Here is a 23,942-nt window from a genome sequence, read left to right as displayed (position 1 = left end):
GGGGAGTGGGGGGTGGGGAGTGAGGAGTGGGGAGTGGGGAGTGCCGATCTAGACTCAGCACTAAATTGTGGTAAATAGAATGTAAAGGTGCTACCTTCACCGGGTTGACTGATGAGTTTAATTTCACCGCCGAAGAGACGAGCAATTTCACGGCTAATTGATAAGCCTAATCCGGTGCCGCCATATTTGCGACTGGTAGAGCCATCGGCTTGCTGGAATGCTTCAAAAATCACTTTCTGTTTTTCGGGGGGAATACCAATGCCTGTATCGCTGACTGAGAAGGCAATTACCATCTGGGCACTATTTAAAGTTTGATGATCGTTGCTCCAGCCCAGCTTGGCTACCGCAATCCGTAAGCGTACCTCTCCTTGCTCTGTAAATTTAAAAGCGTTGGAAAGGAGATTTTTCAACACCTGTTGTATACGTTTTATATCTGAATAGATGGTGTTTGGCAATTCGGGAGCAAATTCAATTGCAAAAGCAAGTCCTTTACTCTGAGCAATTTGCCGGAAGTTGCGCTCAATTACATCACCCAACTCTCCTAATGGCATTTGAGTCATGTCAATGGACATCGTTCCAGATTCGATTTTGGCGAGATCCAGAATGTCATTGATTAAGGTCAACAAGTCAGTACCGGCTGAGTAAATTGTTTGGCTGTATTCGACTTGCTTGGCGGTGAGGTTGTGATCGATGTTATCTGTTAACAACTTGGCCAAAATCAACAAGCTGTTTAGCGGTGTCCGTAGTTCATGGGACATATTGGCGAGAAATTCTGATTTGTATTTTGAAGAAAGGGCGAGTTGTTCCGCCTTATCTTCTAAAGACAGTCTTGATTGTTCAATTTCACGATTTTTGCGCTCGACTTCTTTCTTTTGTTGAGCTAACAATTCTGCCTTTTCTTCTAATTCGGCGTTGGTTTGTTGCAGTTCCTCTTGCTGTCCTTTGAGTAAATCTTCGGAGGCTTTGAGTGATTGGGCTTGTTGTTCTAAACGCTGGTTGGTTTCTCGGAGTTCGCTTTGTTGGGTTTGTAGTTCTTCGGCTAAAGATTGGGATTGCTTGAGTAATTCTTCCGTTCGCATCGATGCTGCGATCGTGTTGAGGACGATCGCTATACTTTCGGTAAGCTGGTCGAAGAATGTCAGATGAATTTCGCTAAAGCGGCGAAAGGAGGCTAATTCAATCACTGCTGTCACCTGTCCTTCAAACAATACAGGTAACACCACGGCATTGAGGGGCGTGGCTTCTCCTAAACCAGAGGCAATTTTGACATAATCGTTTGGTACTTCCGTCAGCAGTATTCGCTCTTTTTCTAGGGCGCATTGTCCCACCAAACCTTCACCCAAGAAGAAGCGGTTAGCTAGATGTCTGCGTTCGCGGTAAGCATAGCTACTAATTAGTTTCAAATACGGCATATTGTCCCCAGACTCCATGAGGAAAAATACGCCGTGTTGCGCTCCTACTAAAGGTGCTAGTTCTGAGAGAATTAATTTAGATACGGTTTCCAAGTCTCGCTGACCTTGGAGCATTCGGGTAAACTTGGCTAGGTTAGTTTTCAACCAGTCTTGTTCGGTATTTTTCTGCGTTGTCTCCCGCAGGTTGGCAATCATTTGGTTGATGTTATCTTTGAGTATTGCTACTTCGCCTAATGCTTCGACGGCGATTGAACGAGTTAAATCACCTTTAGTTACAGCTGTAGCAACTTCTGCGATCGCTCTTAACTGAGTTGTCAGTGTCGCAGCAAGTTCATTTACATTATCTGTCAAATCTTTCCAAGTCCCAGCCGCCCCCGGTACTCTCGCTTGTCCACCCAATTTCCCTTCAATTCCCACTTCCCGCGCCACTGTGGTTACTTGATTGGCAAATGTCGCTAGGGTATCAATCATCTCGTTGATTGTCTCTGCCAAGGTTTCAATTTCTCCCTTGGCATCTAGCATCAGTTTCCGTTTCAAGTCACCGTTAGCAACGGCTGTCACAACTCTGGCAATACCGCGTACTTGGGCTGTTAAGTTCCCCGCCATCGAGTTCACGTTATCTGTTAAATCTTTCCAAGTCCCCGCGACACCTTGGACTTGCGCTTGTCCGCCCAATTTCCCTTCAGTTCCTACTTCCCGCGCCACCCGCGTCACTTCACTTGCAAAGGAACTGAGTTGATCTACCATCGTGTTGGTGGTGTTCTTCAAATCCAAAATTTCGCCTTTGGCATCGACGGTAATTTTTTTAGATAAGTCGCCATTTGCTACCGCTTTCGTAACTTCGGCGATGTTGCGAACTTGTCCGGTGAGGTTTCCCGCCATTGAGTTCACGTTGTCTGTTAAATCTTTCCAGGTTCCAGCAACTCCTCTGACGTAAGCTTGCACACCCAATTTACCTTCCGTTCCCACCTCGCGGGCAACCCTGGTAACTTCTGATGCAAAGGAATTTAGCTGATCCACCATTGTATTAATGGTGTTTTTAAGTTCCTGAATTTCACCTTTGACATCGACGGTGATTTTTTTAGATAAGTCGCCGTTTGCTACGGCTGTGGTAACTTCGGCAATGTTCCGCACTTGCGCCGTCAAGCTTCCCGCCATGAAGTTTACACTGTCAGTTAAGTCTTTCCAAGTGCCGGCTACACCTTTAACTTCTGCTTGTACGCCTAATTTACCTTCAGTTCCTACTTCCCGCGCCACCCGCGTCACTTCACTTGCAAAGGAACTGAGTTGATCTACCATCGTGTTGGTGGTGTTCTTCAAATCCAAAATTTCGCCTTTGGCATCGACGGTAATTTTTTTAGATAAGTCGCCATTTGCTACCGCTTTCGTAACTTCGGCGATGTTGCGAACTTGTCCGGTGAGGTTTCCCGCCATTGAGTTCACGTTGTCTGTTAAATCTTTCCAGGTTCCAGCAACTCCTCTGACGTAAGCTTGCACACCCAATTTACCTTCCGTTCCCACCTCGCGGGCAACCCTGGTAACTTCTGATGCAAAGGAATTTAGCTGATCCACCATTGTATTAATGGTGTTTTTAAGTTCCTGAATTTCACCTTTGACATCGACGGTGATTTTTTTAGATAAGTCGCCGTTTGCTACGGCTGTGGTAACTTCGGCAATGTTCCGCACTTGCGCCGTCAAGCTTCCCGCCATGAAGTTTACACTGTCAGTTAAGTCTTTCCAAGTGCCGGCTACACCTTTAACTTCTGCTTGTACGCCTAATTTACCTTCAGTTCCTACTTCCCGCGCCACCCGCGTCACTTCACTTGCAAAGGAATTGAGTTGATCTACCATCGTGTTGACGGTATTTTTCAACTCTAAAATTTCACCTTTGACATCAACGGAGATTTTTTTAGATAAGTCGCCATTCGCTACGGCGGTGGTAACGGCGGCAATATTTCGCACCTGTGCCGTCAAGCTTCCTGCCATGAAATTCACGCTGTCGGTTAAATCTTTCCAAGTACCAGCCACGCCGCGCACATCTGCTTGGACACCCAATTTACCTTCACTTCCCACTTCCCGCGCCACCCTTGTGACTTCACTTGCAAAGGAGTTGAGTTGATCCACCATAATATTGATGGTATTTTTGAGTTCGAGAATTTCGCCTTTGACAGCAACAGTAATTTTCTTGGATAAGTCACCATTTGCGATCGCAGTTGCAACTTCAGCAATGTTTCGCACTTGATCGGTGAGGTTCCCGGCCATTGAGTTTACATTGTCGGTCAAATCTTTCCAAGTGCCAGCCACTCCTCTAACTTCTGCTTGCACACCCAGTTTTCCTTCAGTTCCTACTTCCCGCGCCACCCGCGTCACTTCACTAGCAAAGGAACTAAGTTGATCCACCATTGTGTTGATGGTGTTTTTCAACTCCAAAATTTCGCCTTTGACATCAACGGTGATTTTTTTGGAAAGATCGCCATTTGCCACAGCAGTAGTCACTTCGGCAATATTCCGCACCTGTGCCGTTAAGCTTCCCGCCATAAAGTTTACGCTGTCGGTCAAATCTTTCCAAGTCCCGGCTACACCTTTGACTTCTGCTTGAACGCCCAGTTTACCTTCACTTCCCACCTCACGGGCAACCCGCGTTACTTCACTAGCAAAAGAACTGAGTTGATCCACCATAATATTGATGGTGTTTTTGAGTTCGAGAATTTCACCTCTGACATCGACGGTGATTTTTTTCGATAGATCACCATTGGCGATCGCAGTTGCAACTTCGGCAATATTTCGCACTTGTCCGGTGAGATTACCCGCCATTAAGTTAACGTTATCAGTTAAATCTTTCCAAGTACCAGCCACTCCTCTAACTTCAGCTTGCACGCCCAACTTTCCTTCAGTTCCAACCTCACGCGCTACTCTTGTGACTTCCGATGCAAAGGAATTCAGTTGATCCACCATCGTGTTGACGGTGTTCTTGAGTTCCAGAATTTCGCCTTTCACATTGACGGTGATTTTTTTTGATAGATCGCCATTGGCGATCGCAGTTGCAACTTCGGCAATATTTCGCACTTGTCCGGTGAGATTACCCGCCATCAAGTTAACGTTATCAGTTAAATCTTTCCAAGTACCCGCCACACCTTGGACTTCGGCTTGAACGCCCAACTTTCCTTCAGTTCCCACCTCACGGGCAACTCGCGTTACTTCCGATGCAAAGGAACCAAGCCGTTCTACCATTGTGTTGACAATATTAGCAGTTTGGAGAAACTCACCTTGAAGGGGTCTGCCGTCAATTTCTGTTGCGATCGTCTGGGATAAATCACCATTGGCGACTGACCGAATTACACGAGTAGTTTCAGCAGTTGGTTGAACTAAATCTGTAATCAGAGTATTGACAGAAGTAACACAATCTGACCAAGAACCGCGAACATTTCCGAGAGAGGCGCGATCGGCAATTTTGCCTTCTTTGCCGACAACATTACCAATCCGTTGTAGCTCTGCCGCCATCCGCTCATTTTGATCAATAATATCATTGAGCGTATCAGCAATTTTCCCCGCCACACCAGTATGATCTATGGGCATCCGAGCCGAGAAGTCACCCTGTTTAACAGCATTCAGCGTTCTCAATAGCTGATTTAAATCTAGATTGTCGCTGTCTCTAGTTAACTGTTCGGTTGCCATAGCCTTATCCTTAATCTTGAATCTTGAGGAATTTTTTGTATTTTTTGCACCCCGTACCTAGTGAGATAACTTTTAGGTAATGCGGATAAAAATAGGGAGTAGGGAATAGAAAGTGGATTAAACTAATTTTGATGGGTGCGAGTGTAAGCAGTTAATAAAGACTGCAAACTAAATAGTATTGCCGTCGTATCTGACATCCCACTTAGCTAATGATAGCTAGTGGGACACTGTTATGCAGCATCAACTGTGGGCGAATACAGCATCGCACAGTAGAACACACAATGACAATTAAGATTACGTTTTTTGATTTTTGGAATTTGAGAAAAGCAGCAAATCAACAAATTCTAACTGATAACTGAGGTTTGCTAAAGTCATAAATATCCGGCAACTCAAAGGATTCTGACTAGTTCCCAGCCTCCAGGCTGGGAATCCATTCTGGGAGGCTCCGCCTCCAGTAGCTTGAATTGAGGCAGAGCCTCTTTTAAATACATTCCCAGCCTGGAGGCTGGGAACGAGACGACACAAGCTTTTGGGCTTTTTTTAATGCCATTCGATTATGAGTCCTATACCAATTTTATGTGAAGTTGCACATAATCTTGATCCCCCTAAATCCCCCTTATTAAGGGAGACTTTGATAGATGTTTTTCCGGTTCCCCCCTTAATAAGGCTACGGTGCAATACTGCTTAGGTAAAGCATTTTTAACTCGGAATTGGGTTTCGGGAAAAGGTTAAAGGGTAAAGGTTAAAGGTTAAAGGTTTTTTCTTTCCCCTTACCCCTACCGCTGCGCTATCCTGCCCTCTGCCTCCAACATCCTCGATAAAACTCAGCACTCTTCATTCAACTCACGATCGCACCCGACACCCCATTCATAGATCCATTTGTGGAAGAAAGCTTCACAGAATCAGCTGCTAAAGAATTGGTGAGTTTGGAATTACTTAGTACGCTTTGCTTCTTCTTGGTATTACCTCGTCGCGCACCACCTGCCATCTCGTATTGTGGGCTGGTTTTACCGTAACGGCTGCCAACTCCTAGTAACATTTTTTCTGACATCGCTATTACAGCCTTTTCTGCGTTATTCACGTCATCTGTAAGTTTGTCAATTGTAGATAATGCAGTGTTGTAAGCAGCAAGCTTAGACCGGAGATCGTTAATTGTCATGGTGTAAGCTTGGATAGTCAATCCTTCGCCAAAGTCAAGTTCTACACTGATAGATTGCAAACTTTCAATCCGGCGATCGGCTCGTTCTAAAATGCTGGAATTTCTTTTACGACGTGCCATAATGCATCTCTGCTACTAGGTTATTAGTACTGTTTTATACCAAAATATTTCTAATTGTCATGGGAAAATATAGCAAATCAGTTGCGATTGCATCTCAAAAAATTTAGTTAATTTCACTTAGACTATATTTTATTTCCGGCAATAAATAGATACATAAGTTCGTTACAACAATTGCTGCAATGATTTAAGCCTTTCTTATATATGGAATAACGTTTGTTGCAAAGTATTAAACAATTGCAGCAACGACTTATACATTTGCAAGAAGGACTTAAGCCTTTCTTATATATGGAAGAACATTTGTTGCAAAGTATTAAGCGTTTGTTGCAATGGCTTATACATTTGCAAGAAAAACTTAAGCCTTTCTTATAAATGAAGTAACATTAGCTGCAAATGTTTAAATTTTCATAGCCTTAAGAAGAAGAATTCAGAATTCAGAATGAAGACGCTCTCTACGAGATGCTAAAAGCGTAGCTTGCAACTCTTACAGAGTACGCGGACTCGCTTACCGCCGGCGCTATCCACTATGAAGTTCAAAATTCATTCTGTGAGCGGATAGCTAAGGTTTAGCCCATTTGCCTCGTTCCCAGTCTCCGACTGGGAATGCTCGTCGTTGAGGCTCCGCCTCGCTTACTGGCGGCAGAGCCGCCAGGAGCCGCATTTCCAGCTAGAGGCTGAAAACGAGATTTGAAAAGGGTTTTAGCTTAAGTTGACACCAATGAGCAATGTGCTAAACCCCTACGACAGACGTGCTTTTTCAAAAAATCCATATTTGGTATTTTCTGTCAATGCGTAAGTCCTATATTATATTTATTCAACAGGAGTAAATTTTCATGATTAATCTTCCTAAATTAAGCAAAATTGACTTTCTGGTTTTAATTTCTGTTGTCATAATTGGTTTGATACATTTACCTTTTCCATTTTCAGGAGATCAAGCACTATTTACAACAGGTGCTTTGGAGATGCAACAAGGAAAAGTACTCTATCGGGATTTTTGGGATCTAAAGCAACCTGGAATTTATTACTTTTATTTTTTAGCAGGAAACTTGTTTGGTTTTAATGAGATTGGCATCCATATATTTGAACTTATTTATATGGTGCTTTTCTCTATAATATTGCAACTGACTTTAAGAACTTATTTTCAGAATCGAATAATTGCAAGCTTAGTACCTTTGTTAACGGTTGGTGTTTACTATATTTCTTCATATCATCGGCAATTTACTCAAGTAGAAGGACTAGTTGGTTTTCCTTTATTTATATGCCTTTGGCTAACTTATCAATCTTTTAATCATGAAGGCAAGCCGAGATTTATTAAACTTTTAATATCAGGCTTTATGGGTGGAATCGTCCTGATATTTAAATTAGTCTTTCTGCCTATTTTGCTTGCTTTCTGGCTAACAATATTGCTCCATTCTGTATTGATAAAACATCAAAAATTTCAAAAAATCTTTATTGAAATTTGCTTACCACTTTTTCTAGGACTTATCTTTCCCATTCTAGTTGTTGTCAGCTACTTTGCCGGGGTTAATAGTTTATCAATTGTATATAAGACATTTTTTGTATATCCCAGGCAAGTGGTTGCTGATGGCACTTTTAATATATTTAAGTTAGTTTTTGGAACAGCATGGTTCTTAAAGAATTTTGTAACTTTAGTTTTAATTGCTATTGTTGCAGTCAATGTATCCTTGCGTAAGGGTAAGAATTTATTGACTTTGTTACTTGTTGTTTGGTTTGTTTTAGGGCTGGGTATTATTGTTATACAAACCAGGTCACTATGGAGCTACCATTATTTACTATTATTTGTGCCTACAGGTATTTTAGCAACTAAAGGTTTAGATATATTATGGCAGCCTTTCAAGGAATTGAGTTCACGACGAATTAAGATTCTGGTGTCATTTTTATTTTTATTACCTTTATTATTAAATTTCCAATTCAAGGGTGTGGCTTTAGTGAAGAATAATTTTGCTTTAACTGAAGATACACGATTTAAATATCAGAATGTATTTAGAGAAGACTATACATTGCTTCGTTCTGAGGTTGAGTTTCTCTCTCAACCAGGAAGTTTACCTGGTGAGATTTTTGTTGCTGGTGACCCGTCTCTTTACTACTTATCTGGTCGGACTCAAGCAACATCATTAAATGGATGGTCACTGGAATTGTTTCTATCTGAGCAATGGCCACAACTTCTACAGGAGTTAGATTTATCCAAGCCTCCTTATATATTTATTAGTGATAACGATGAAAGTGGCATTAAAAAAGGGTTTCCCAAGATTCTAGAATTGATTGAGAAAAGATATCGTATTTTATCCAAAAGGAATGATGGTATTTGGTATATTTTGAATTGATAAAAGGATGTTTGAAAAGTCCTCTTGTCGGCATCAAAAATTTTAGACCCCCCTAAATTCCCGGATAAAAAGGAGACTTTGATTCTGGTTTCCCCCTTAAAAAGGCTACGGTGTACACACAAGTATTGAAAATTACTTCACAGCCTTTAGATCCCCCCAACCCCCCTTAAAAAGGGGGGCAAAAAATTCTCAAAGCCCCCCTTTTTAAGGGGGATTTAGGGGGATCTAAAAGTGTCTAAAGTCACAGCGAAACACTTTTCAAATAACCTCTAAGACAGACATCAAATGCTGACGTACACTAATGTACCCAATTCACTAAACCGTCACTCCTTCCAACTCCTCATCTGTCAACTCATACAATTGGCGCAATTTATCTAACTTATCACCATCAGCTTCCCAGAAACCCCGCCCATGCGCCTCCAACATTCTCCCTAAAATATTGCGAAAAGCTTCAGGATTTGCCTTACGCAATTTATCCGCCATCTCTGCATCCAATGCATAAGTATCTGCGGCTTGGTCATAAACCCAATCATCGGTAAAATCGGCAGTACCACCCCAACCAATCAACGCCGTCATCCGTTGGGAAATTTCAAATGCACCACCAGAACCTTGATTGGCCATCGCTTGCGCCCATTTGGGATTTACCAATTTGGTGCGATACTCCATTCGCAGCAAATCATCTAAATTGCGGGGTGTAGTATCTTTCGAGAAACTTTCCACAAAACTAGTTGTAACCTTCTTACCGCTTTGTTTTTCTGCCGCCTTTTTCAAACCGCCGGTGTTGGCGTAATATTCTTGAATATCCGTTAAACCATATTCTACCGAATCGATTTCTTGAACAATGCGATCGCTAGTTTTTAACAACGTATTCAAAACTTCTGGTCTAGCTTGACCTTTGTCTTCTCTCCCGTAGCTGAATACATTGCGACTTTGCCAAGTATTCCCCAACTCCTCACCAGATTCCCAGTTACCATCCACAACGCGATCGTTTACCAAAGAACCAAAATCACCCGCCGGGTTAGAAAACAATCTCGCTGATGCATTTTCCACACCTTGGGCTTTTAAAGCTAAAGCGTGTTTCCTAATAAAATTCTGATCTTCCGATTCATCAACATCAGTCGCCCGTTGAAATAAATCATCCAACAATTCGATGATATTTACAAAACTATCCCGGAAAATCCCAGATAAATTACCTAAAACATCAATGCGGGGATGGCCAACTTCCATCAACGGTTTCAATTCATAACGAACAATTCTGCCAGTTCCTTCCTTAATAGGTTCAGCCCCCACTAATTCCAGCAGAATCCCCAGAGATTCCCCCTTCGTTTTAATTGCATCTAATCCCCATAACATCACCGCCACCGTTTCTGGATATTTCCCATGTTCATCCAAATGCTGGGCGATAATTTTTTGAGCAATTTCTCGCCCCCGTTGGTATGCAGCAGGTGAAGGCATCCGATAAGGATCTAAAGCATGAATATTTCTCCCAGTTGGTAACACACCAGCCCCATCCCGCAATAAATCTCCACCAGGCGCAGGCGGAATATATTCTCCATTCAAACCCCTTAATAAATTCGTTAACTCATCCGTAGATTGCATCAACAAATTTCTTATTAGTCTTTCCTCTTCTTCTCTTTCTTCAGTTATTCCTTTCTCATCCCCAAAATAAGCCTCCAAATACGACCCTAATTCCTCTTCATTTGGTGCTTCTCCCAATGTATGCAACCCAGAAGAAAACAACCGATTTTCTAAAACTTGCAAATATTCATACAACTCCACCAAATAATCATCAAAAGCATGAGTGCTAAACATCCGAATATTTTCGGGAGTAAAGGCTATACCTAACTTTTTCGCATCTTCAAACGGACAATCTGCATCTAAACCAGAGTCCACAATTTTTTTACAAATCCCTTCTTTAAGCACATAATTCTTTTGCGGATCTTCCCGATACTCCGAGATTAAATCTCGCAATGACACCAATTCTTTATATAAACCTGCACGACCATAAGGCGGCACATTATGAGAAATTAATACACCATAACCGCGACGTTTTGCCAACATAGACTCAGAAGGATTATTTGCTGCATATATATATAGATTAGGCAAATTTCCTAACAGTATATCTGACCAAGAATAACCAGTATTACCCAAAGGAGAACCAGGCAACCATTCCACTGTTCCATGCATTCCAAAGTGAACTAGAGCATCAGCTTGAAACTCATTTTGCAGCCATTTATAATAAGCAACATATTGCGGATGGGGTGTTAAATCTCGTTCAAACATTAAGCGCATGGGGTCGCCTTGTATCCCCAAAGGTGGTTGTACACCTATCCACACATTTCCTAATTGCACACCGCCAATCTGAAATTCATCACTATAGGTTTTAATTCCAGTTCCCGTGAGAGATTTCCATTGTTTTTCGATGCGCGAGGTTTGCAGATATCCCAGCCATTTTTCTAATGTGCGGACGTTTACACTATTTGTAGAGTGGGCAATATGAGTATCATTATCTACACCCACAAGAGGATTAGCTTCATCCGCTTCTTTCACCCAGCGAATCAATTCTTCCCCATCTTCCGGTAAATCCCCCACGGTATAACCTTGTTCTTTGAGTGCGTGGAGAAACTTCAGCAAACTACGCGGCACATTTAATAATGCAGCTGTACCCACAGCGCCATAACCTGGAGGAAACCCATATAAAATTATCGCAATCTTGCGTTCTGATACAGGTTTTTGCCGCAAAGACACCCAAGTTTTCACCCTACCAATTAATCGCTGCACCCGTTCGGGAACCAGATAAATATTTTCGCCGACCAAACCACCGAGGGGAACGGTATCAATCGCCCCATCCAATTCTGGTAAAGCATACAACACCACACTTTGCAATCCGCCGACACCTTGGCGTGTCCACGAGGAAATATCTTGAATTAATAGTGGTGCTGCAACAATATAAGGAACATTCTTGGCTGTGAGGATGCGCTTTGCTACTTCCACCTGACGGCCTGCTTCCATTGAACCAGCCGGGCCACCCACCAGAGGAAAGCCAATTGTCGAAACGATCGCATCTACTTTTACTGCTTCACTAGAAAGTGAGGCTGTCTCTATATTACCTAGTTGTCGTTGCTGAATTTCATAGTCGGTTGTCATCAAATCTCGTACTGCTACGTGTCCTTCTACGCCGTTGATGAAGATGGGTAAAGGAGTTAAGCCGGCTTTTTCAAAACTGCGAATCAGTTGGGGAATGTAGGGTTGTTTGGTGATGACGTGTTTTCGGTAGAGTAAAATCCCAACAATCGGTTTTGTAGAGACGCGATGAATCGCGTCTCTACAATGGGTTTTATACCATTCCAAATAGTCGCGGGGCGATTCAAAAAATCCTTGATAGTCGGGATGGAGTAATCCGATGTTGGGGGTTTCGACTAGCGGGGGAATGTCGCCGACTTTTAAACCCAAGTATTTTTCTGCCAGTGTCCAGAATAATGAAGCGACGTTTTCTGGGCCGCCAGCATTCCAGTAACCATAGATAATTAACCAGTTGCGTAAGTCTTGGACTTTTTGCACTGGGACGTATTTCAGTAGCTTGGGGCCAATTTTTAAGAAGCTGATGTAACCAGCAAGTTTGTCTTCTTCTCGTCCGTTGCTAAATTTGTCGAGGATGAATTTAACTGGTTTGGGCATTCCTTTGGGTTTGTCGCCAATGGCAAAGTCCCCCAACTTGGTTAAACTCATCAATTCCAAGGCTGACTCAAAGACTAGGCGGATGGGAATTTGGGAAATGCGATCGCGCAACCACACAACCTGGTCATAATCAAATAGGAGGCTGCCGAAAAACACATCAGCGCCATCGAGTGCTGCTTCTACCTCAGTGCGTTTGTTGGTAAGATCGCGATCGCTAAATACCCGAATATCCAACTCCAGACAGCGAGAGTTAGCCAAAAAGGCTGCTTTTCTATACAAGTCAGCGTTGAACGATTCAAACCCAGCAACCAAGACGATGCGTTTCATGCCTGTAAGCTACGAAATATTTCTTTACTTAAATTTTAAACTTGCTTTCAGGCTGATTGTTAAATATCTACCCACAGATTCCGGTCATTAGTTCCTTGAAGGAGTTAAAACTTCACTATCACCAAAGCCTTTTAGATAGTTTGATTTCAAAAAAGTTGTGATGTGTTGAGTCAAATTCAGTGCTTCATTGAACTCTTTTGATTCCTGTAGTGCTTCGTATAGTGAACGAATTTCTTGTGGCGACAGGTTTGTGAATGTACGCAACTCGGTAATATCTAATCTCCGGTTAAACTCATTAGCAGTATGTCGCCATTGATGTATAAGCGCAAACAACTCTCTATCTTGACGTTCTGCAAAAACATTAGATGCTAGTGCTGTTTCGGTAACAGATATAATTAATCGCGGAAAGACTATTGGTCGTCCCGGCTTATGCGAGTTTGGGTTGAAGCGGCTATCAGATAAAATTACCTCATTTGATCTGCACTCATTCAGTAAAGCACGCAGAAATTCTATCCTCTTTTCGTTAGCTGATGCCCATCGTTCGCCAAAAATCCCAGTAATTGTTGCTAATAATCCCAAGCCTGTCAGTAGTGACTCAAAACTTCCTCCCTGAGTCCACCAGACGGCAGCTAGAATAAATCCTAGAAGTAAAGGGAAAAACGTGATAAAGGTTACTAAGTTTTTCATACTCATATCACATCTTACCGTTTAGACCATATACTATTTGCTACAGAAGAATTCTTGTTAATTCCTGAAGAGTCAGGGGCAACTAAGATTAAATCCATACCAAATCCATTCTTCAAACGTGGTTCCAATACTGTATGTAGCCTATCAACAAGCACTAGCTTACTGTCTGATATAGCTTTGTCGATACCATTAGAAGTATATTTCCGAGTTAGAAGCAAACGAATCGTATCTTGGTCTTCAAAATTCATTACTGACCGGTCAGGTAACACCACTTCAATTTTGTTTCCAGTGAGGTTACGATACAGGATTTTTATTAAAATTCCTCTATCAGTCTCTATAGAACCATCAAAAAATACACTATTCAAATCGATATGTAAATCAGTGTTTTGCAGCAATGCACTTGTGACAAACTCTTTAAAAGACCTAGTTTTAGCGTACTCTTTCGCTGCCTTTTGGGCTGCTTCTTCGCTTAAATCTTCAGTGGTTGCTACTTCTAGGAGTAGCCTATCCTCAGGTCGCATTAACTTAGAAAGACTTTCCAGCAGTTCTGTATCTCGTTGAAAATTAGCTAATGTGTTTCCCAATAGAGAAAATAGTACAGGACTATCATTGATGACTTTATCTAGTAGTTTTCGTAATTTGTCAACATTTCTCTCGATTGAAAAGTCAACTTGAATTGGCAGCACATGACTACCTTGCAATTGTGAACCTCGAATTGACCGTTGCACACCTAGCCTTAACATCTCCGAACTCATATCAACTGGAAAATAGAGTAAATCGGGATTTGAGTTGAGTAATAAACTTAAAATATTTTGGTCTTTTTCACCTGTGCCGACACCTAAACTTACATAATGATATTTCTGATCTCTGATATTATTAGAATGAATTTGATGCCATCGATATCTAAAAGACTCTATACTCTCTTTCATCACGAGATAGAATCGATCATTGCAAGCATGATCCCATGCGATCGTTGGGCCTATTCCCCAATAGGAAAAACCAGATAAAATCTCTTTTCCATCGCCTGTGGTGGAAAATTCGCCTCTCAATTCCTGCGTGAGTTCTGCAAGTTTGTTAGATTGATCTTCCCCTATAAAGCAGAGAGTCCACCCTAAACCGGGTTCATTGATGGAATTCTCCAGTAACTTCACAAAATTTAAAGATCCCATGTTGAGCCTCGTTTCTTGAGCAGTTTATCTGATTAATCTCCCGCAGATGTCTAGAAGCCATCAGGTATTAGTTAATACTGTAAAGCATTATGTGTTAAGCTGCTCAGGGTTAACAAAAAGCCTAGGGTAGAGTCTGTAAATACTTTACGACTTTATCAGCCCACGTTCACATCAAAGGGTGCGTTCGGTCTAGGGATTTGGGCATCGAACTACTACAGCACAGTGTAAACCTATGCACCATCTCAATTAACAAGACTTAGGACTTAATAAGGTGCTTAAGCCCTAAATAAAGTTCCGCCACAGTTTACTAGGTACATTTGTCATAGCTTTCTACTTTTATAAAGAGTTATTATCTGAATAATGGAGGCAATTACCGCATTGCAATTTATTGCAAAAATTAACTGGTTATTCCCGATATTGATAAATTATAATGGTTGTGTTTTTTGTGGCAATACACTTTGGATTAGTGAATTTCACACATAAAATTTGCTGTTCAGGTTCGCACAAAAACTTATTTTGTTTACTAGCGTAGTAATGCTGAAAATAATGCAGGTGTTGCTAACAAGTACTTCAACAAATTTATTAACAAAACTTTGTCTCTATAATTGTAAAAGTTTTGAACTAGCATAAAAATAAGTAAGTTGAGGATGAAATCATGAAAATTGGAATTGATAGTGGGCACAATTGTCCACCAGACACAGGAGCTAGAGGAATCAAAGTTGAGGATAATTTAACTCTAGATGTAGGTAATAGAGTTATTGCTAAGTTAAGAGCTTTAGGACATGAAGTCGTAGTATGTAAACCAAGTAGTGCTAGAACAGTCACGGAATCACTATCAAAAAGATGTTCTACAGCTAATGCCAGTAGAGTAGATATTTACGTCTCGATTCATTTTAATGCTTTTAACAGACAAGCCAATGGCACAGAAGTATTTGCAACTAGCGAAAATGGGAGAAAAATCGCTAAACCTGTATTAGATGAAATCGTCAAGTTGGGATTTTTTAATCGCGGTGTTAAGAGTGGTTCCCACTTGTATGTCCTGAAAAATACAAATATGCCTGCTATCTTGATAGAATGTTGCTTCATTGATTCGCAAAAAGATATGAATCTTTTTAATCCAGAAACAATGGCTAATGCAATTGTTAAAGGCTTAACTGGTAAATTGCCAAGTGCTCCTGTTCCCCCTGTACAAGATGAAGAAGATAATGTAGATGAAACTATTCTCAGACTGCAAAAAGCCTTAAATAGATTCAAAATAACTGATAGAAATGGTAAGGTTTTAGTAGAAGATGGCTTCATTGGGGCTAACACAAGATCCGCCACAGAAAAATTTCAGACTATTGTTGGAGTTCAGCCGACTGGAATTGCTGACACAGTTACATGGAATGCTATCAATCTAATTTTGGCAAAGCGAATTATCCGACCAAACCATGCTGGTGGTGCAGTTGTCAGATACTTGCAATACCGTTTAGGAGTTGATAATGATGGCGTCTATGGCCCGCAAACAGAGGTTGCAGTTAAGAACTTTCAGAAGCAAAATGGTTTAGATGCCGATGGTATTATCGGGCCTGCTAGCTGGCAGAAATTAATCGGTTAGACTAAAGCTGTTTGAAGTGTAAAGCGTAAACTACCCACCACTGAACCTGTACTCAGTTCAGTGGGGTGTCTTCATAGTTCAGCTTTTAGTCGGATTAGCCACGGTTTCGTTCTAGCAGTAGCATCATCAGCAAGCTTAACAAAATTTGCTGCTCTTGGCGATCGCTGAGTTGATCCACAGCTTTGATGATAAATTTTCTGGAGAGGAAAGTGGGGATTTTCTCCAAACGCATCACAATGGTGCCATCAGCTCGGCTGACCAAGTAGACTGGATTAAAAACATAACCAGTGAACATACCCACAATTGGGATTTCTGCAAAGAGAGCATCAGCAATTTTCACCCACGGATTTTTCTCCTGGATGTTCAAAATAGTTGTGTCGCCATCAAAAATGTCATAACGCGCACGCCAAAGAGATTTTAATCCGCGTCGTTTTACTGAACCAATGTAAGTACCATTGCTATCGGTAAAGTTATAGCGTGCCGAGAAGTCAATAATGCGATCTGCTTTGATGTAGTATGTAGGACGAGTTTGTTCAGCATCAGCAAAAATTGTAATTGCTTCCTTGAGCTTGAAGAGTTTCTGTTTGACATAGAAAGCCAAATTACCTTGAGCATCAACAACAGATATTTGTGGTGCTAAAGCCCAGAATTTAAAGGTAAGCTCCAGAGGATACTGCATAGTTTTGGGTAAAACATGAAAATTATCATCCTATTAATCCCAATTCTAGGGAAAAAGTAACATTAATCCCAATACAGTTCAGATAAGACCAAAACACTTGTAGAGACGGCGATTTATCGCGTCTTGTAGAGACGACGATTTTGTACAATTAGCCCTTAACCCAAGCGTATTGACATTAATCCTGGTGACTGCTAGCAGCAGTTAAAAAATTTTAGTCAAGGGTGCATAAACAAATAAAGGTCAACCTATTAGGTAAGTGAAGGGGTTAAAACCCAAAACACACTAACACTTAAACATTAGGAAAATGACCATGAAATTCCGTCACTTAACTAGTTCTTTGCTAACAGCTACCGCACTTCTAACCAGTACACTACCAGCTTTCGCCGGCCCTTTTGATGTCAAGTCAACTGGTATCTTCAAACCGGCTACTATTACCCCCGGAGCCGCTGTAGGGAATGCAATTCCTAGTACTCCAACTCCTGGCTCACCTAGCAATCCAGTTGGTAATACTGAAATTCAAGGATTAGGCGACCATCAATCTTGGGTTGACCCGAAAACCCTAGCAAATGACCCCCGCGCTTTGTGCAGTGATGTTGGCTTGGGTAATAGCACCCGCAGCAGTTCTAGCAAACTTGCTTTGGCAAACTTTAACAATACTCGTTCTAGTTCTGCCGAAAGCCACAATGACGGTGGTGGTGGAGGTTTTAGCTTTTTGGGTATTGGTGCTAGCGGTAGTGGTTCTAGCCAAGGTAGTAAAAATAATACTAATTCCCGCGATCAAAGCAGCAACCGCACAGAGGAAAATAGTAGTAGTTCTTCAACAGTTGTTCAAGGCAGGAATTGCGATGCTTTTGTTAACTCCGCCGCTGCTAGAGATATGAATTACGAAGATAACCTCACCCAGCGCTATGAAATAAAAACTGGTCGTCGGGGACAGCAAGTCAATCAACTGTTGGAAAATAAATAAGCTGTTACTGAAGAATAATTCAGGAGTCAAAGGACAACAAACAATTGCTTTCTTTAGCCGTTAGGAGAGACTATGAAAAACAGGCTAAGAGGGAAAATTATTATCCTGACTACAACCATGTTTTTGTCCATAACATCTTTGGCAAGCGCACAAACTGCCAATCCTTCTCGCACAATTCGTGAGTCTCAAATTCTTCCCTATTTGCTAGATAATCCCAATGAAAACTCGTTGGTAAGAGTGCGTTGTCTTTACATACATAAAAACCGACAAAGTATTAGAGATAACATCCTGCAACCTACTCCTAGCGATCGCAATCACACTGTTATCATTGAAGTAGAGGGAAGTTGTCGCAATTTCAGGATTCGCTCTCAAAACGACTCAGATTTTTCTGATGTCCCCGTTTATCATCCCTACTTAGATGACTCTTGGCTAACCCGTAAAGGTTCTGGATGGTATTGGCTATTACGTTAGTTCCCTTGACCTAAAATAATTAAAAGAGATAACCAGGGCGTAGGAAGTCACCTATGCTGCTGACAGGAATATGTTCAACTTAACCAGATTAACGCTTGATAAGTATCAATCGCATTTGGTCACAGGTAATTTCCTATCGCTCTGGTGCTTTTTTGGCGGTGAAGTTTCGCCAAAAGTATAAAAGTAAAGGGCTTTTCAAGCCTATAACAATCATTACTGCTTTGTTGTATAAATGGGCACATTTTTCCTTGGCTTATTCAACGGAAATTTATATTATTCTCAATCTCAACCAATCCCTTTCATTGATTGAGATTATCCTTGAGCGCCCGCCGGGCTAACTTTACGTAAGTTTTTACAGTAGCATAGGGCATCTCTAAATCTTGGGATATAACCTGCAATGATTCTCCCATCTCTCTGCGTGCTAAGATAGTTGCCCAAGTAGAAGCAATTTTATCAGTGCGATCGCCCCCTGTGCGTTTTCGCTGTGCAGTGAATACCGCTGTCAACTCATCAATGCGTTCTCCCAGCAGATTTGTTAGCACCTGAGTCGGTAAGTTTACCACTGGTTCCACCCAATCTAAGCGAGTTTGTCCCAGTCCAAAAGTAGTTTTGTGTCCCGTACCGCAGTAGGGAGCCAGTCGAGCCAAAGCATAAAACAACTCGGTAAACTCAGAGTTCGCCAAAGCCGCCTTACTCAAACTACAAGACATTGCCCCTGTGAACCCAGTCACCGAACCCCGCTTGCCAGCCGCTACCTTCACCGACTCCAAGCGATGCTGATGGATAATTACCCCTTCATCTATCCAATCGAGAAAAGCTTCTTGTGCGATTGGGATTCCTGAAAAGTCATTCCAGCGACGCAGATAGCTGTGAAAGAGATTTACTGGCACCGGCAAGGGGAAATGATGACCCTTGCGGCGAAAGCTGGTAGGCGAGACAAAGCTGAAGTTAACATTAGAGGGTTTCTCTGGCTGTGACTCCAATAATTGCGCGTAAGTAGTGGGTGGATGGGCGATACTCACCTGTTTTATTTGCAAGGGAGCGCCTCTTAAGTCCAGAATTTGGGGCAATTGGGTTAACCATTGTTTGAGAAACTGCACCACTCTTGGAGACAAAGCATTAACATGCCAACAGTAAATTTGCTTGGCTTCCAATTGCAGTTGTCTTCCACTGGCGAGGAGTTGACCTTCCAGCGCCGAAATATTGAAGGGCTTTTCTGACTCTCCGTCATGGAGATATGCAGAAAGTTCTGGGTTGAATTGCCTTACTTGGTCAAGAAACCAGGCATGGAGTCCAATGGTGTATTGAGAGTAGAGGGAAGTGGAAGTGGTTGGCTCAAGTTCAAACACCAATCCTACCAGTTCAGTGTCATCTGCCCATGTGGGAAGAGACTCTGGCTGTGGCTTGGTTTTGCGCCTAGTGGATATAGCTGCTTTTGGCATCGCTGATTGCTATGCAAATGATGTCAAATATTGTAATCATTTTCCGTCCCCTTTAGGGGAATAAGGTTATCTCTTTTTGCCCTCTTTCGAGGATTAGTTAAGCAGTGACCAGATTATTTAGCTGCAATTCACACTGTTGAAATACGTAATTGACAGCAGAAAATAATTTATCTAGTTCTTGAATAGAGTAAGATGTAATATTTCTAGTAAATAATTCATCATTTAGCTTGCCAAATTGCCAGCGATCGCCATTAGAAACAATACCAAAGATCGTGATTCTCAATTCATCATTTAATCTCTGTGCACCAATCATTTCTGCCAGACATTGTGCCCAACCAGCTTCAAAATTATCTTGCTTTGCTTCTACTAAAATGAAGTATGGCTTGTCAAATACAACTTTGCCTAAAGGAGAGCGTTTAGCTAAAATATATTCAGGAAATCCTGATAATTTTTCGTCATAATTTAATGACTCATGACTCCATAAAGTAAACTTGCTACTGTATTTCTTCCAAATTTCCTTCAAAACTGGGTAAATCAAGTTTTCGCAAATGGCAAACTCTGAGTTATCCACTACTCCTTCCCGCATTACCGTTTCTAAGTCTTCCCGGAAGTAATCAGGAATATTGAACTCAGCTTCACCGATGAAATTTGATTCAGTATAAGTAGTTTGAAATGCTTTGAGAACTTCACCGATAGTTTTGTAACTACTGAAAGCCATATTGCCATCCTGAAGAAAATTTATACAGTTGCTCAATTTCCAGTTTAGCGATATTTAAACTGTGCGATCGGGGTTTCAATTCTGCCTAAATCTAAAGGCGATATCTGACAATAAACCATCCTGAACCTATATTTTTGGTTGTAAATGGTGTGAAAGAAGGTGCTTAGTTAGATTCTGGAAAGATTTATTCAGTAGTTGTTCGCTGTGGTAATAGTTGCTGTCCGAGTTTTTCCAGTTGTGGGTAGAATGATACAGCTTTCTGCTTAAGTTTTAATGCGGTTTGAGGGTTAAGATTCATACCTACATGGGCAATATCATTACGCAATTCAGTCATTTGACTCCAAACTTTGACAAGTTCATCTGCTTCTGGCAAAGCGGCAAACTGCTCATCACAACGGCTAGGAGTAATGGGACGAGGTGATGATCTACCCTTTTCAACTGCATTGTTTATAGCATCTTCCACAGGCTTTCGACCTTTTTTGGGATCGAACATTAGTTCACCAAATCGCAGCACCAATACAGAAATTACCCATTCACGCGCTAAGGTTACTGCTTGTACAACTCTATCTCGCTGAATATACCAGTTAATCATTTGTAGTTGTAGCCATAGATTTTCAGCTAATGCTGCATTATCAGTTGGATCTTCTAGAGCAAATTGTCCATACTCTTTAACAACCCTTTCTGCCAAAAGTGAAAATGGTTTGGCACGTTTATCAAAGCTGAGTGCTGCTTGTTTTAAAGTCTCTTCCAACTGAGTAGCCGATTTCATCGTCTCAATTGGTCGAGTTATATTCAAAGCCAATGAAATACTCTCAATAGCTTCAGCAGCTTTATTAAGTTGATTTCTTAATGGTCTGCTACTAGGATTATCGCGCAGTTCAAGACCTGACGGAATAGCACTTTTAAGCAAATTTGCAAGTGCCTGTCCATCTCCTATTTCCACAAAACGTTCAGTTGCAGTTAACCAATCTAGCATTCCGACAAATTCTGATAAATCGATTACTGGTGCTATACCATTATTTGAACTACCTAGTTCCCACGCTCCATAGTAAATAGCATCAATTGTAACGTTTTTAGCCGCTTTCAGATAAGCTGCAAATAAAAATACAAGAAATGGTAAAGAACGCAGTCCGTGAGTAATATCAAAAACTACAGAATCATTATCATTAACTTTGTCAGTGATAATTTTAAAAGTATCCCACATTTCTTCAGCCGTTTCACCATTTGGTATTGGAACTGCTTGAATGCGTTTATCTCCCAAGCTATTAAGCACAGGAAAAGTTTTATTTTTCGCTTCAGTCGTAACACAAACTAGCATGGAATCATAATCACAAAACTGGTGTAGTGCTTCAGCAAAAACGTTTCCTTTATAATTTTTACCTTCAAAACTATATATAGTTTCTTTTGCATTCAGTCCCAGAAAAGTGATAATTTGTTTCATGACTATTTTTCTTTATTTTATTAATGTCTGCCCCATACCCAACCGTGTTTTCATCCCCGTACCTGCAAATCGCGCATATTGAACTAATAAATTAGCCACATTCGCCAGTAAGGGGTCAGCACGATTAAAAACTTGTAACGTTACATTGCCGACAAATCCATTCACATAACCTTTATGTAATTGCCAGCTTCGTGTTTGAATTTTATGATTTTTGAGTAAAATTGCATTACTAAGATAAGCAATTAATTCATCACTTCCCAAATAGACAGGTGCAAAATGATTCCAACGTTCTAACCAACTGCGGAACATTAATGAGGGTATGGGTAGAGGTAAATTTGCTCCACCATGAGCAAAAGTAGTGGGAGTAATAAACTGCAATTCAAATCGTTTTATTGGTTCTGGTTCATTTGCCACCAAAATTGTGTACAGTTCTTCATAACTAGTAATTTCATCTTCGCGGTTGATGACGTTAAACTTTGCTCCCAGAAATTCTAGAGATTCTGAGAGATTGAAGTGAGAAATCGCTTTTGCTGAAACATTTTGCAATCCACACAGAGATAGTTTGTAAAACTCCTCAGGATGAAAGGTCAAAAATTCTCTAGAAACAGAATACAAGCCAATTATTCCTGAATGCGAAACAGAAGGAATCGACTCAGTTCCTATTTCTAACCCTAGCTGTTGATGTAGTAGCTTAACTAGTTCCAATGTATATGAACGAGGTAAAATTGTGGGTTCAGATACACTCAATGTCCAGTTAGAATGAATTAGCATTAGTATTATGAATTCTTGAACTTAACCCATCCAGGTACAAATTTGATTTCACCATTGGGATTCATTACAGTCCGCCTAGATTTTGGTGCTTCAAAACCAGGTGCTTTTAAACCACAAGTATCGCGGATCTCTTCTCGTAGTTCATCGTCTAGCAGCAAATTTATGGTAGTTCCAGTCATCCCACTACCCCACCCCAATCTCTGACTATAGGGAGATTTTTCTGGTTCGTAAAATTTGCGGATATGATTAAAATCTAAATTTTTGCCTGATGCTCTAGGATTATTCTTAACTTCTTCCCAGTAATCATGCTCATAATCCCATTGTTCTTGGGTGAATTCCTGACATATTTGCAATAGTTCATCTAAATTTCTAAAGGGTAATTTCATTCCCTGTTTATGCTTAAACCATGAAAGCATTTCTGTATCTAAAGTGAGAGTAAATTCTGTTTGAACATTCCGCACCATTTCGGCATAAATCGACGCTTTATATTTGGCTAAGTAGTCAGGAAATCTGCTAGAAACTATTACCTCAGCTACAACAGGTATATTAACAGGAATTTCTTGACCTTTCTTCGTTTTAATTTTGCTTTCTATAAGCGGTTCTGAATCGGTAATTTTGAGCGCTCTTAAAAAATCTGTATTTGGCCCTTTTCCTGGGGAATTTCTATCTTGATATGTCAGACTAAATTCTGAGAATAAACTATCCATAAATAGATCATCATCTAAAAACTTATGCTGATATTGATTAATTTGCCCTAGTTTTTGTCTCAAAGTTTTCTCAATTTCGCTAACCCGCTTTGAAGAAGCTACTTGATAGCGATCGCAATGTTTAAGTAAATGATATGCTATGGCAGTTCTAATTGCTCCTTTAATCGAAGAACCAGGGATAAATAATTGCCCCATACCATTGCGAATCATGGGACGCAAATCTGTAATGTTCTCCCCTGTCAATTTTTGGCTGATTGCTTCTTTCGGGAAAACTTGACATCCATCTACACTTATATTCCACCACTCGAAACCAAAGGCTTGTTTTAAAAGTCTGCTGATGTCTTGACGTTCTTCAATTGCTTGAATGTAGTCATCTAAAAATCGTCCTCCCTGGCGCATCAACACTTTTGCTAAAGCTTCTTGATTGGGAAGATAGACTTTTTTATCTGTCTGTACATATTCAAAAGGATTCAATCTAGATACAGATGAGCCTATATGTAGAATAGGACTAGTCAACTGTATCTTTTTTGATTGATAGAAATCAGGTTTCTTAAGAGTAAATTCGGGAGAAACCACCATA

15 protein-coding genes are annotated in these 23,942 nt (G+C 41.0%); 4 read left to right on the top strand and 11 right to left on the bottom strand.

Annotated features, from left to right (window positions below; genetic code table 11):
• Positions 1-5,087, bottom strand: a 5,087-nt coding sequence (locus RRG12_RS27525) for a HAMP domain-containing protein (RefSeq protein WP_420761361.1), incomplete at its 3' end; no start/stop codon positions are given.
• 838 nt (positions 5,088-5,925) lie between these two features.
• Positions 5,926-6,366 carry a hypothetical protein gene (locus RRG12_RS27520; protein ID WP_420761360.1) on the bottom strand — a complete coding sequence of 147 codons (441 nt, stop codon included), beginning with the start codon at positions 6,364-6,366 and terminating at the stop codon, positions 5,926-5,928.
• Between the two features lie 830 nt (positions 6,367-7,196).
• On the opposite strand from RRG12_RS27520, the gene RRG12_RS27515 reads away from it, so the two are divergent.
• Positions 7,197-8,708, top strand: a complete 1,512-nt coding sequence (locus tag RRG12_RS27515; protein WP_420761359.1) for a glycosyltransferase family 39 protein — start codon at positions 7,197-7,199, stop codon at positions 8,706-8,708.
• A gap of 315 nt (positions 8,709-9,023) precedes the next feature.
• Here the strand turns inward: RRG12_RS27515 and bchH are convergent, their stop codons facing one another.
• The 3 genes from bchH to RRG12_RS27500 form a co-directional block, all read right to left on the bottom strand.
• A complete protein-coding gene (gene bchH, locus RRG12_RS27510; RefSeq protein WP_420761358.1) occupies positions 9,024-12,713 on the bottom strand; it encodes a magnesium chelatase subunit H in 3,690 nt (1,229 codons plus the stop codon).
• Positions 12,714-12,800: 87 nt separating this feature from the next.
• Positions 12,801-13,400 (bottom strand): hypothetical protein, encoded by a 600-nt coding sequence (locus RRG12_RS27505; protein ID WP_420761357.1) that lies wholly within the window; start codon positions 13,398-13,400, stop codon positions 12,801-12,803.
• A 14-nt stretch (positions 13,401-13,414) separates the two neighbouring features.
• Complete coding sequence (locus RRG12_RS27500) at positions 13,415-14,569, bottom strand: L-histidine N(alpha)-methyltransferase (protein WP_069071658.1); 1,155 nt, start codon at positions 14,567-14,569, stop codon at positions 13,415-13,417.
• A 655-nt stretch (positions 14,570-15,224) separates the two neighbouring features.
• On the opposite strand from RRG12_RS27500, the gene RRG12_RS27495 reads away from it, so the two are divergent.
• The gene (locus RRG12_RS27495; protein WP_420761356.1) at positions 15,225-16,166 is read left to right on the top strand and encodes an N-acetylmuramoyl-L-alanine amidase; all 942 of its coding nucleotides are present in this window, start codon (positions 15,225-15,227) and stop codon (positions 16,164-16,166) included.
• A 94-nt stretch (positions 16,167-16,260) separates the two neighbouring features.
• Here the strand turns inward: RRG12_RS27495 and RRG12_RS27490 are convergent, their stop codons facing one another.
• Positions 16,261-16,845: a hypothetical protein gene (locus RRG12_RS27490; RefSeq protein ID WP_420761355.1), complete on the bottom strand. Its 585-nt coding sequence runs from the start codon at positions 16,843-16,845 to the stop codon at positions 16,261-16,263.
• A 310-nt stretch (positions 16,846-17,155) separates the two neighbouring features.
• Between RRG12_RS27490 and RRG12_RS27485 the strand changes: the two genes are divergently transcribed.
• Both RRG12_RS27485 and RRG12_RS27480 read left to right on the top strand, forming a co-directional pair.
• Complete coding sequence (locus RRG12_RS27485) at positions 17,156-17,812, top strand: hypothetical protein (RefSeq protein WP_420761354.1); 657 nt, start codon at positions 17,156-17,158, stop codon at positions 17,810-17,812.
• 72 nt (positions 17,813-17,884) lie between these two features.
• Entirely contained in the window at positions 17,885-18,283 is a 399-nt protein-coding gene (locus tag RRG12_RS27480; RefSeq protein ID WP_069071654.1) for a hypothetical protein, read from the top strand.
• A gap of 299 nt (positions 18,284-18,582) precedes the next feature.
• Here RRG12_RS27480 and cas6 (RRG12_RS27475) read toward each other — a convergent pair whose 3' ends face one another.
• The 5 genes from cas6 (RRG12_RS27475) to csm5 all read right to left on the bottom strand — a co-directional run bounded on the left by cas6 (RRG12_RS27475) (position 18,583) and on the right by csm5 (position 23,941).
• Positions 18,583-19,725, bottom strand: a complete 1,143-nt coding sequence (cas6, locus tag RRG12_RS27475; protein ID WP_420761353.1) for a CRISPR-associated endoribonuclease Cas6 — start codon at positions 19,723-19,725, stop codon at positions 18,583-18,585.
• A 97-nt stretch (positions 19,726-19,822) separates the two neighbouring features.
• Complete coding sequence (locus tag RRG12_RS27470) at positions 19,823-20,443, bottom strand: hypothetical protein (protein WP_420761352.1); 621 nt, start codon at positions 20,441-20,443, stop codon at positions 19,823-19,825.
• Between the two features lie 184 nt (positions 20,444-20,627).
• Complete coding sequence (gene csx2 / locus RRG12_RS27465) at positions 20,628-21,884, bottom strand: TIGR02221 family CRISPR-associated protein (protein WP_420761351.1); 1,257 nt, start codon at positions 21,882-21,884, stop codon at positions 20,628-20,630.
• 12 nt (positions 21,885-21,896) lie between these two features.
• Positions 21,897-22,655 (bottom strand): CRISPR system precrRNA processing endoribonuclease RAMP protein Cas6, encoded by a 759-nt coding sequence (gene cas6 / locus RRG12_RS27460; RefSeq protein WP_420761350.1) that lies wholly within the window; start codon positions 22,653-22,655, stop codon positions 21,897-21,899.
• A 5-nt stretch (positions 22,656-22,660) separates the two neighbouring features.
• Entirely contained in the window at positions 22,661-23,941 is a 1,281-nt protein-coding gene (gene csm5, locus RRG12_RS27455; protein ID WP_420761349.1) for a type III-A CRISPR-associated RAMP protein Csm5, read from the bottom strand.
• Between the last annotated feature and the right edge of the window lies 1 nt (position 23,942).

The organism is Nostoc sp. CALU 546, from assembly GCF_048836525.1.
Note: the sequence above shows the minus strand (reverse complement) of the source record. Positions and strands in the feature narration are given on the sequence as shown.